This window comes from Glycomyces luteolus (assembly GCF_027622875.1).
GTDB classification, from domain to species: Bacteria; Actinomycetota; Actinomycetes; order Mycobacteriales; family Micromonosporaceae; genus Glycomyces; species Glycomyces luteolus.
The window spans coordinates 158,817-169,276 of record NZ_JAPZVP010000015.1 but is presented as its reverse complement, the minus strand read 5'-3'; the positions used below and the strand labels follow the sequence as shown (position 1 = coordinate 169,276).

Genomic DNA, 10,460 nt, shown 5'->3' with positions numbered 1-10,460 from the left:
ACCGAGCCGTGAAAGCCATGCGAGCCGCGAAAGCGAAATGCCGAGAAAAGTTCGGAAACCGATCCCCGGTGCCGGTCTTAGGCTGCCCCAGCGGGCGACCGCTGGGGGAAGCGCCGCAACACCAAGCCGCGCAGCCCGAACCCGAACGGGTCCGGGCCCCTCAGCACGCCCAAGACCGACCACCCACCCCAGCCCACACCCACCCGCCGCCGCCCGCCCAGACCCGAAACCAAACCAGCCGGGAAGCCAGAGACGGACCCGGTCCCCTTCCCCGCCCTGTCGTCACTGCCTGCCTGAGCCTGGACCCGATCGGGCTGGGAAGCCGGAGAGGGACCCAATCCCTGCCCCTGCCTTGTTGTCGCTGATTGGTTGAGCCCGGACCTGAGCCGGCCGGGAAGCCGGAGGCGCGCCCCGTTCCCTTTCCCTGCCTTGTTGTCGCCGCCTGCCTGAGCCTGGACCCGATCGGGCTGGAGAGTCGGAGACGGACCCAAGCCCTGCCCACACCTTCTTGTCGCTGACAGATTGAAGCAGCACCACATCACTCCGGAAGGCTCGAGATCCGGCCCGCCCCGTCCACCTACTCGTCGCCGCCAACCGGGATTAGCGGCCCTTTACGACGCTGCCCGCAAGCACACCGCCTGAGCCGGATTTTCGCCGTAGCCGCCCTGTCAGTCCGTCAGTAGGCCTCGCCTCGACGGGCCGAACAGGACCACGTCGCGGGGCGCACCCGCTAGGCGACGGTGACCTCGTGTTCAGGGGCTGGTTTTGGACGTCATCGCTTCCTCTGGGCGACGGCTGGCCGAGGGCCCCGATTGCCGCAGCCGCTCAGGCTGAGGTCTTGTTGGCCTTCTCGGCGGCCGCGTCCTCGGCGAGCTTGCGTTCGTGCTGCTCTGCCGCGAGCGTCCACAGTGCCTGGATCTCGGTGTCGTCGAGCGTGAGGTTGAAGCGGCCCCTGAGCGCGGCCGCGAACTCGGCCGTGTCGGCGACGATCCTCACGGTCTTCCCTTCGGGCGCTTTCGGGTCGTAGACCGTGAGGGTCCGCGCGCGCAGGACCCAGATATCGGTCTCGCCGGGGTTCTGGACCGTGAGGGTCTTCACGAACGGCGAGTCCGGTGAGGTCGAGAGCTCCGTGCACTTCGGTTCGAACTCGGCCACTTCGCGTCGGTCGAGGGTGAAGTCGAAGGTCAGGTTCGCCACTCGCGGGTCGATCGAGCAGCGCCATTCGTTGTCGCCGATGCTCCAGATCCCGAAGTTGAAGGCCCCCACCCGGTAGCTGCCGTTGCGGATCGGCAGCGGGTCGCGGAAGCCCGTCCCGATGCCCGCGTCGGCCAGGTACTTGTCGCCGCCGGGGAACCGCACCACGAGCGGCATGTGGTTCCACCAGTTGCCGTCGCCTTCGGTCTCGCGGGCCACGCCGCCGAGGACGCGGCGCACGTCGAAGCCCATGGCCTCCAAGGCGTGCGCGAGGGTCCCGTTGTGCTCGTAGCAGTAGCCGCCCCGGCCGCCCTCGACGAGCTTGGCGTACAGCGAGTCCGCGTCGAGGCGGATCGGCCTGCCGAGCTGGATGTCGAGGTTCTCGTAGGGGATCGCGTCGATGTGGGCGCGGTGGATCCGGCGCAGCGCGTGCAGCGTCGGGCGCCTCGGGGCCCTGATCCCGACGCGCTTGAGATAAGCCGCGAGCTGCGAGGAGTCGAACACCCCTCGACCATAGCGCGAGACCCCGCGGCAGGCAGGCGTCGTGATGGTTCCGATACGGGAATGATGTTGCGGGGCTGGAGGTTCGTCTCGCCTGGGACCGCCGTTGTCGTGCGCGTGTGGGATAGTCTCCACAGCTTCCAGACTCTGCTCCCAATACTGCCCTTGAAGGAGTCCCCACTATGGTCATGGGCCCGACCCACGCCATGTCCGGTGCCGCCCTGTGGCTCGCGGGCTCGGCCGTCGCCGATCTCGCGTTCGGCATCGACCAGTCCTCCGCCGAGCTCGTCGTCGGCACGATCGTCGCCTCCGGTGCCGCCCTCTACCCCGACATCGACTGCGCCGGCAAGGTGACCGAGAACAAGGGCGGGTCCACTGTGGCCCGATCGTTCGGCGTCGCCTCCCTGTTCGTCGCCGAGATCGTCGAACGCCTCTGCTACTGGTTCTATCTGCTCACGAAATCGAAGAAGGACAAGAAGCGGAAGAACGGCCACCGCACCTTCACCCACACCGCCGTCCACGCCGCCCTCGTGGGCACCGGCACCGGGTTCCTCGCCTACCAGTTCGGCAAGCCCGCCGTGATCGCGATCCTGTTCGTGCTCACCGGTCTCGCCGTGCGCGGCCTGCTCGCCGAGACGGTGGAGAAGAAGGGCTGGCTCGTCACCACCGGTGTCGCCCTTGTCGCCTCGTACGGCATGTACCGGTTCCTGCCCGAGGGCCGCGACTACTGGGTCCTCGGCCTGGCGATGGGCATCGGCTGCTTCATCCACATCCTGGGGGACATGATCACGAAGATGGGCTCGCCCCTGTTCTTCCCGATCCCGATCCAGGGCCGCCGCTGGCGGGACATCGGCCTGCCCAACTCGGTCGCCCTCCGCGCCGGCGGCAAGGAGGAGAACCGCATCCTCCTGCCCATCCTCACCGTGCTCGTCGTGATCGGGATGTTCTACAACGTGCCCGAGGTGCAGCAGCTCATCTTCGACCAGAGCACCGGCCAGGGCGCCAGCGAATAACCTCGGTCAGCCGACCCTCGGCGAGGCTTGCGCGCCGTAAATTTGCCGCCCTCGGCGAAGCTTGCGAGCCGTAAATGAGCGCTGTCGGCGCGAGGTAGACTCGACCGGTTGCCGGAACCAGGCCCTGAACCTGGATTCCGGCCAATCGTCGTGCCTCGAGCACAGCCGAACCCGGAACCTCGCAGGAGTCCGCATGTCCGAAGGCCGATCCGTTCCGAAACTCGCGAGCCTGCTCACGGCCGCAGCGAAAGCGCCCAAGCTCGCCCGCATCGCCGAGCTCGCCTCCTCGTCCGACCGGCCCGTGGACGTCGTCGCCGTGCCCGGCGCGCGCCCCCTCGCGCTCGCCCAGGCCGCCGCCCACGCCCGCGGCCCCGTGCTCGCGATCACCGCGACCTCCCGCGAAGCCGAAGAGCTGGCCGAATCCCTGGCCTCGTTCATCAGCGAAGAGGACATCGCGCTCTACCCCGCCTGGGAGACGCTCCCGCACGAGCGCCTCTCCCCGCGCTCCGACACCGTCGGCGCCCGCCTCGAACTCCTCCACCGCATCCACGCCGGGGACGTCCCCCGCGTCATCGTCACTCCCGTGCGCGGCGCCCTCCAGCCCCAGCTCAAAGGCCTCGGCGAACGCGAGCCCGTGCAGCTGCAGCGCGGGGACGAGACCGACCTGTTCGACCTCGCCGCCCACCTCGTCGACCTCGCCTACGAAAGGGTCGACCTGGTCGAGAAGCGCGGCGAGTTCGCCGTGCGCGGCGGCATCCTCGACGTGTTCCCGCCCACCGCCCAGCACCCGCTGCGCCTCGAGTTCTTCGGCGACGAGGTCGACTCCATCCGCGAGTTCTCCGTCGCCGACCAGCGCTCCCTCGACGAGGCCCCGGAACTCCGCGCCGTCGCCTGCCGCGAACTGCTCCTCACCGATGAGGTCCGCGAGAAGGCCGCCGCGCTCGGCGAGACCTACCCCGGCCTCGCCGAGATGTGCGCCAAACTGGCCCAGGGCATCCCGGTCGAAGGCATGGAGTCCCTGCTGCCCGCGCTCGCCGGACCCGAAGAGCTGCAACTGTTCCAGGAGGTCCTGCCCCGGGACGCCCTCGTCGTCGCGATCGAGCCCGAGCGCATCCGCACCCGCGCGCTCGACCTCGTCGCCACCTCGAACGAGTTCCTCGAAGCCTCCTGGGCCGCCGCCGCTGCCGGTGCCGAAGCGCCCGTGGACCTCGGGGCCGGGACGTTCCACGACCTCGCCGAGGCCCGCACCGCCGCGCTCGCCAAGGGCCAGCGCTGGTGGACGGTCTCGCCGTTCGCCGTCGCCCCTGAGGAGGCCGAGCAGGACGCGATCGCCGCGGAGCTCGCGGCCATCACGGGCGAACCGGTCCACTATGGGTCGGTGCAGGCGGACGAGTCCGTCACGGTGGACCTCGGCATCACCGAGACCCCGCGGTACCACGGCAACACGCCGCAGCTCGTGGCCGACATGCAGACCTGGGCGCGTGAGGGCCGCGCCGTCGCCGTGGTCTATCCGGCCCTCGGCGGGGCCGAGCGCGCCGCCGAGCAGCTGAAGGCCGAAGGCATCGGCGCGCACCTGGAGGCCGCGCCGCGGGCGTTCCGCGCGGGCGAGGTCGTCGCCTGCACCGGCACGCTCGCGCTCGGGTTCGCCGACGCCGCTTCGGGTCTGGTGGTCGTCACGGCCGCCGACATCGCGGGCGGCAAGGCCCTCGCCGCGCAGAAGCCCCGCAAGGGCAAGGCCGCCAAGCGCCGCGGTGTCGTCAACCCGCTCGAACTGTCTCCTGGGGACTTCGTGGTGCACGACGCGCACGGTGTCGGCAAGTACGTCGAGATGGTGCGCCGCGCGATCGGCGGGGCCGAGCGCGAGTACCTGGTGATCGAGTACGCCGCCTCGAAACGCGGCCAGCCCGGCGACCGCCTGTTCGTGCCCACTGACTCGCTCGACCAGCTCACCCGCTACGTCGGCGGCGAGCAGCCGACGGTGCACAAGCTCGGCGGCGCGGACTGGCAGAAGACGAAGCGCCGCGCCCGCAAGGCGGTGCGCGAGATCGCGGCCGAGCTGATCCAGCTGTACGCGGCCCGCCAAGCGGCCCAAGGGCACGCGTTCAGCCCTGACACGCCATGGCAGCGCGAGCTCGAGGACGCCTTCCCGTACATCGAGACCCCGGACCAGATGTCGGCCATCATGGACACCAAGGCCGACATGGAGGCGCGCGTCCCGATGGACCGCCTCGTCATGGGCGACGTGGGCTACGGCAAGACCGAGGTCGCGGTGCGCGCCGCGTTCAAGGCCGTGCAGGACGGCAAGCAGGTGGCGGTGCTCGTGCCGACCACGCTGCTGGCGAGCCAGCACTACGGCACGTTCGTGGAGCGCATGGGCCAGTTCCCGGTGAAGATCAAGCAGCTCTCGCGGTTCCAGTCGACGCGCGAGGCCGGGGAGATCCAGAAGGGCATCGCGGCGGGGGAGATCGACATCCTCGTCGGCACGCACCGACTCCTCCAGGCCGAGACGCGTTTCAAGGACCTCGGTCTGATCATTGTGGACGAAGAGCAGCGGTTCGGTGTGGAGCACAAGGAGAAGCTGAAGGCCCTGCGCACCGCGGTGGACGTGCTCACCATGTCCGCCACCCCGATCCCGCGCACCCTCGAGATGGCGGTGACGGGCATCCGCGAGATGTCGACGATCGCGACCCCGCCCGAGGAGCGCCACCCCGTGCTGACCTATGTGGGCGCCTGGGAGGCCAAGCAGGTGGCCGCCGCGATCCGCCGCGAGCTGCTGCGCGACGGCCAGGCCTTCTACCTCCACAACCGGGTCGAGTCCATCGACCGGGCCGCGACGCGACTGCGCGAACTCGTCCCCGAGGCGCGAGTCGCCGTCGCTCACGGCAAGATGACCGAGACGCAGCTCGAGCAGATCATGCAGGGCTTCTGGGAGGGCGAGTACGACGTGCTCGTCTCGACCACGATCATCGAGTCCGGCATCGACATCCCGAACGCGAACACCCTCATCGTCGAGCGCGCCGACCTCCTCGGCCTCTCGCAGCTGCACCAGATCCGGGGCCGGGTGGGCCGCAGCCGCGAGCGCGCCTACGCGTACTTCCTGTACCCGCCGGAGCAGCCGCTCTCCGAGACCGCGCACGAGCGCCTGGCGACGATCGCCCAGCACTCGGAGCTCGGCGCGGGCATGTACGTCGCGATGAAGGACCTGGAGATTCGCGGCGCGGGCAACCTCCTCGGCGCCGAGCAGTCCGGCCACATCGCCGACGTCGGCTTCGACCTGTACCTGCGCATGGTCGGCGAGGCGGTGGCGTCCTTCAAGGGCGGGGCCGAGGAACCGCCTGCGCCGGTCAAAGTGGAGCTGCCGCTCGATGCGAACATCCCGTTCGACTACGTGGAGGTCGAGCGCCTGCGCCTGGAGATGTACCGCAAGATCTCCGAGGTCCACACCGAGGCCGAGCTCGACGAGGTGCGCGAGGAGATGGAGGACCGGTACGGCCCCGCGCCCGACCAGGTCCAGACGCTGTTCCACCTGGCGCGCTTCCGCCTCCTCGCGAGGAGCCGAGGCCTCACCGACATCGCCTTGCAGGGCAAGAACCTCCGATTCTCCACTGTGGAAATTCCGGATTCGAAGCAGCTGCGTCTCGGCCGGCACTACCCGGACGCGCACTACAAGGAGGCCGCGGGCCTCATCAGCGTCCCGCGCCCGACCACGTCGCGGATCGGCGGCAAGCCCCTGGAGGGCCTGGCGCTCCTGCAGTGGTGCGCCGACCTCATCAACGACATCGTCCCCGAAGCGGCTTAAGCAGATGGGGGCCGGAGCCATCCGGCCCCTTATGCCTGCTCGAAGTAGAACGACTTGATGAAGCAGTCGCGCGGCTGCCCGATGGCGAAGCGGACGCAGTCGACGAGGGAGCGCGCCGACAGTGCGTCCCCGTTCCCGCGCTCGGCGTCCCATTCGGGGCCGAGCGGGTCGGGGTTGTCGAAGTCCGGCGGGTATAGGGAGATGACCCGGACCCCTTGGGGGCGCAGGCGCTTCGAGAGCACTTCGGTGAATCCGGCCTGGGCGGCCTTCGCGGCGTAGAACGCCTCGTGCGCCTCGGACCGGTGGTTGCCGTACTCGCCGCAGCCCGACACCATCGTCACGATGTCCGGCCGGTCGCTGCGCAGCAGCAGCGGCAGGAACGCCTTGGTGGCCAGCACGGTCCCGGTCGCCCCGGCGCTGATGGTCGCGGCGACCTGCGCGTCGTCGGCTTCGAGGAACCCGCCCGCGTTCAGGTACGGGGCGCCGTTGTTGACGAGCACATCGATCCGGTCGGCCACCTCGCCCGCGGACTCCGCGAACTCGCGCACCGACCCGGGGTCGGCCAGGTCGCACTCGAACGCGTGCGCCCGCCCGCCGACACGGCGCACTTCCTCCGCGACCGCTTCCGCCGCTTGGAAATCACGCGCGGAGAGGAACAGCTCGGCCCCGTCCCGTCCCAGCGCGACCGCCAGGCTCCGCCCGAAACCGCGACCGGCCCCGGTCACGACCACCCGATACCCCTCGAACCGCATGAGCGACCTCCCGTATGTGAAAGTCTCAGCTTCTCACCGATGCGTTCGCGGGGGAATCCTCGGACGGACTTAGGACCTCGGAAGCGGTCAGCGCTGTGCGATCCAGTTCAGGACGTCGGTGGCGATGGTCGTGTCGTCCTGATCGGTGACCAGGTCGAGGCTTGCGTCGCCCGGACTACGCGGCGCCGTGCCGGCGCATCGAAGAAGTAGGCGGCGGACAGGTCCTCCGGCACCAGCAACGGCAATCCGGTGCCATCCTCGGCAACGCCGACGAGCGCGAAGTTCGCCTCGTCGACTGGTCGCACGCCGGCGCCGGCCACGAGTTGCACGACCTCGTGCAACTGCTCCCCACGCTTCACCTGGAGGGCGGTCCGCCGTCGTGGCAGGTGTGCACCGAACCCGCACCCCTCATCGCGAGGCTTGCAGGGCCGTCGCTGCAGCGCGCCTGTGTTAGCGAGCAACCGGATTGGCTCCGTCGCGTGTTCATCGACCTCGCGTCGATCAACCTGAAGTGGCTGGCAGCGGCCCTCGGGCTGCCACAGCCCGTGCCGGATCAGACACGCCCGGTTGAGCAAGGCGCTCTAGGAGGTCTCGGTGCCGAAGCGCTCGGCCGCTCGGGCCTTCGCCTTCGCCGCCTCGACCTCCCGGTTCTTCGGCGGCGCGGTCGTCACCAGGCCGTCGAGCAGCTCCTGGGTGGCGGCGGCGATCGCGGCGACGGCCGCGTCGAAGGCCTCCTGGTTGGCCTGCGACGGGTGGGTCGAGCCGCTGATCTTGCGCACGTACTGGAGCGCGGCGGCGTGGACCTCCTCGCTGGTGGCGGGCGGATCGAAGTTGAACAGGGTCTTCACACTGCGACACATGCCCCCATGGTGGCACGTCGGTGCGACATCGCAACGGGACGCGGGCACACGAAAAGGGCGGAACCGCTATCGCGGTCCCGCCCCCCTCACGTGCTCACCGCCCGGTTAGACCGGTTCGGGAAGGGCCTCGGTCTTGACCTTCCTGACCAGTTCGGCGATGCCCCAGTTCTTGTTGGTGCTCCAGGACTGGCCGGTCGGGTCGTACCAGGTGTGCGCGGCGGTGCGGACACCGTCGGTGGCGTCGTTGACCTGGAGGTCCAGGCCGTGCTCGGCGCCGACCGCGCCCTGGCCCTCGGCCAGGGCGATCGCGATCTCGACGGTGTAGCCGGTGCTCGTGACCTCGGCGGCGCTGGTGATCGCGCCCGCTTCGGGTCCGTTGCCGCCCAGCGTGACCACGTTGGCGAAGTTCACGCGGTACTGGCCGTCGGCGTCGCCGTAGCCGCCCTGCTTGGTGTTGCCGGGGTTGAGGAACACCTCGACGGAGTCCTCCTCCCAGGGGTTGGCGCTGGTCTCGTCGAGGGTCGGGTCCGTGACCTCGAAGAGGGCGTAGATCGCGTTCTCGTCCCACATCAGCGAGACGTCGGCGGTGGCGCCGTCGGCGCTGCCTTCGACCCTCACCTCGGTCGCGACCGTGGCCGCCTTCTTCCAGGCCTTGTCCTTGTCGCCGTCGATCACCGGGGCGGTCTTGGCCTGCGGCACCTGCACGCGGGCGTAGTCGGGCACCGGCTCCTCGGGGATCTCGGGGAGGCGGCTGGGGTCGACGATGCCCCAGTACGCCCATTTGGCCTGGAGCTGGTCGTCGAAGGGCAGCGGGGACTCCAGCGGGCGGGTGCCGTTGAAGCCGCGCAGCCAGGAGCGGCCGTCATGCAGGCCCCAGGCGGTCACGGACTCGAGGTCCTTGGTGCGGAGCATGGCGAACAGGTCGCGGTAGTAGTGGCCCTGCTGGACGATGCGCGCCTCGTACTCGGGGAACTCCACGCCTTCGACGGGGGCGCCGATGGCGACGTCGAGTTCGGTCACCGCCTGGAGGACGCCGAGTCCGGCGAACTTGTCGATGCTCGCCTCGATGTTGCTGAGGGGGGTGTTGAGGCTGATGTGGGTCTGGTGGCCCACGCCGTCGACCGGGACGCCGTTGGCGCGCATGTCGGCGACGAGGTTGTAGAGGTTGTCGCGCTTGGCCGGGTTGTCGGTGCCGTAGTCGTTGATGAAGAGCTTCACCTCGGTGGCGCCGACGGCGTCAAGCTGCTCGCGGGCGATGCGGAAGGCGTGCGAGATGTACTCGGGGCCTTGGAAGATCTGGAACCAGCGGCTGTTGCGGTACACCTCGGCGGCGTTGTCGCTGATGACCTCGTTGACGACGTCCCAGGCCCAGACGCGGTCGCCGTAGTGCGCGGCGATGGCGCCGATGTGCGCTTCGAGGCGGTCGAGCATGATCTGCTGGTCTTCGGCGGAGCTGCCAAGGGGCTCACCGGCATTGGGGTGCCCGGCGGGGTAGGTGAACCACCAGTCGGGGACCTGGCTGTGCCACAGGAACGTGTGGCCGTAGACCTCCATGCCGTTCGCCTCGGCGTGCTCGACGAGTTCATCGGCCGCGTCGAAGGTGAAGGTGCCCTCGGTCGGCTGGATCGCGTCCGGCTTCATGTGGTTCTCGGCGGTGATCTGGTTGAAGTGCTTGTTCAGCAGGTCACCGTTAGAGGTCGCGAGGTCGCGGGGGTCGACGGCCGCGCCGAAGCGGAAGTCCTCGGCGACGACGTCCTTGAGGGACGGGATGCTCGGGTCGACGCCGGGCGGGGCGAGCTCGGTGATCTGGAAGTTGTCGATCAGGTACGAGGCGTCGATGGTCGGGGATTCGACATAGAACGTGAGGGCGTCGGCGGGCGAGGCGATGGTGTACTCGCCGCTGAGCGTGGCCCAGTCGGTGCCGACGGCGGCCTGGTAGACGAGGCTGTCGTAGGCGGTCTCGCCGCCGGTGTCGCGCTGGACGGTGGCGCTGAGCTGGGTTCCGGCGCTGCCGTCGGCGAAGCGGACGTCCAGCGAGATCTCGTACACGCCACCGGCGGTGATGTGGTCGGTGAGGTCGAGCGCGGGGCCGTTCCAGTCGGCGCTGCGGCCGGTGGTGAGGAGGGCGCCGTTCTCGACGGCGAGGGTGACCGGGCCTCGCGGGGCCCAGTCGCCGACGGTGCCGTCCTCGAAATCCGAGGCGTACACGACGGTGCCCTCGTCCTGGGCGGTGGCGGGCTGGCCGAAGGCGAGCGCGGCGGGGAGGACCAGCGCTCCGGCTCCGGCGGCGAGGGCGCGCAGGCGCCTCGCTCGGGGTTGACGTTCCATGGCTTTGCGACTC

7 protein-coding genes are annotated in these 10,460 nt (G+C 69.7%); 2 read left to right on the top strand and 5 right to left on the bottom strand.

Features of this window, described 5'->3' with window-relative positions; genetic code table 11:
* Positions 1-825: 825 nt before the first annotated feature.
* Positions 826-1,698 (bottom strand): arylamine N-acetyltransferase family protein, encoded by an 873-nt coding sequence (locus O1R50_RS18750; protein WP_270111695.1) that lies wholly within the window; start codon positions 1,696-1,698, stop codon positions 826-828.
* A 179-nt stretch (positions 1,699-1,877) separates the two neighbouring features.
* On the opposite strand from O1R50_RS18750, the gene O1R50_RS18745 reads away from it, so the two are divergent.
* Together O1R50_RS18745 and mfd are read left to right on the top strand one after the other, a co-directional pair.
* Positions 1,878-2,708: a metal-dependent hydrolase gene (locus tag O1R50_RS18745; protein WP_408612743.1), complete on the top strand. Its 831-nt coding sequence runs from the start codon at positions 1,878-1,880 to the stop codon at positions 2,706-2,708.
* Positions 2,709-2,901: 193 nt separating this feature from the next.
* Positions 2,902-6,507, top strand: coding sequence for a transcription-repair coupling factor (gene mfd, locus O1R50_RS18740; RefSeq protein ID WP_270111693.1), 3,606 nt, complete (start codon positions 2,902-2,904; stop codon positions 6,505-6,507).
* A gap of 29 nt (positions 6,508-6,536) precedes the next feature.
* On the opposite strand, the gene O1R50_RS18735 is transcribed toward mfd, so the two are convergent.
* The 4 genes from O1R50_RS18735 to O1R50_RS18720 form a co-directional block, all read right to left on the bottom strand.
* A complete protein-coding gene (locus tag O1R50_RS18735; RefSeq protein WP_270111692.1) occupies positions 6,537-7,259 on the bottom strand; it encodes an SDR family oxidoreductase in 723 nt (240 codons plus the stop codon).
* Between the two features lie 107 nt (positions 7,260-7,366).
* Positions 7,367-7,600 (bottom strand): hypothetical protein, encoded by a 234-nt coding sequence (locus tag O1R50_RS18730; RefSeq protein ID WP_270111691.1) that lies wholly within the window; start codon positions 7,598-7,600, stop codon positions 7,367-7,369.
* Positions 7,601-7,840: 240 nt separating this feature from the next.
* Positions 7,841-8,119: a DUF2277 domain-containing protein gene (locus tag O1R50_RS18725; RefSeq protein WP_270111689.1), complete on the bottom strand. Its 279-nt coding sequence runs from the start codon at positions 8,117-8,119 to the stop codon at positions 7,841-7,843.
* Positions 8,120-8,224: 105 nt separating this feature from the next.
* A complete protein-coding gene (locus O1R50_RS18720) occupies positions 8,225-10,447 on the bottom strand; it encodes an endo-1,4-beta-xylanase (RefSeq protein ID WP_270111688.1) in 2,223 nt (740 codons plus the stop codon).
* Positions 10,448-10,460: the final 13 nt, after the last annotated feature.

Bases quoted from the DNA above. Each gene is read 5' to 3' on its own strand.
- O1R50_RS18725 (WP_270111689.1), bottom strand. From the start codon at position 8,119: ATGTGTCGCAGTGTGAAGACCCTGTTCAACTTCGATCCGCCCGCCACC.
- mfd (WP_270111693.1), top strand. From the start codon at position 2,902: ATGTCCGAAGGCCGATCCGTTCCGAAACTCGCGAGCCTGCTCACGGCC.
- O1R50_RS18745 (WP_408612743.1), top strand. From the start codon at position 1,878: ATGGTCATGGGCCCGACCCACGCCATGTCCGGTGCCGCCCTGTGGCTC.
- O1R50_RS18720 (WP_270111688.1), bottom strand. From the start codon at position 10,447: ATGGAACGTCAACCCCGAGCGAGGCGCCTGCGCGCCCTCGCCGCCGGA.
- O1R50_RS18735 (WP_270111692.1), bottom strand. From the start codon at position 7,259: ATGCGGTTCGAGGGGTATCGGGTGGTCGTGACCGGGGCCGGTCGCGGT.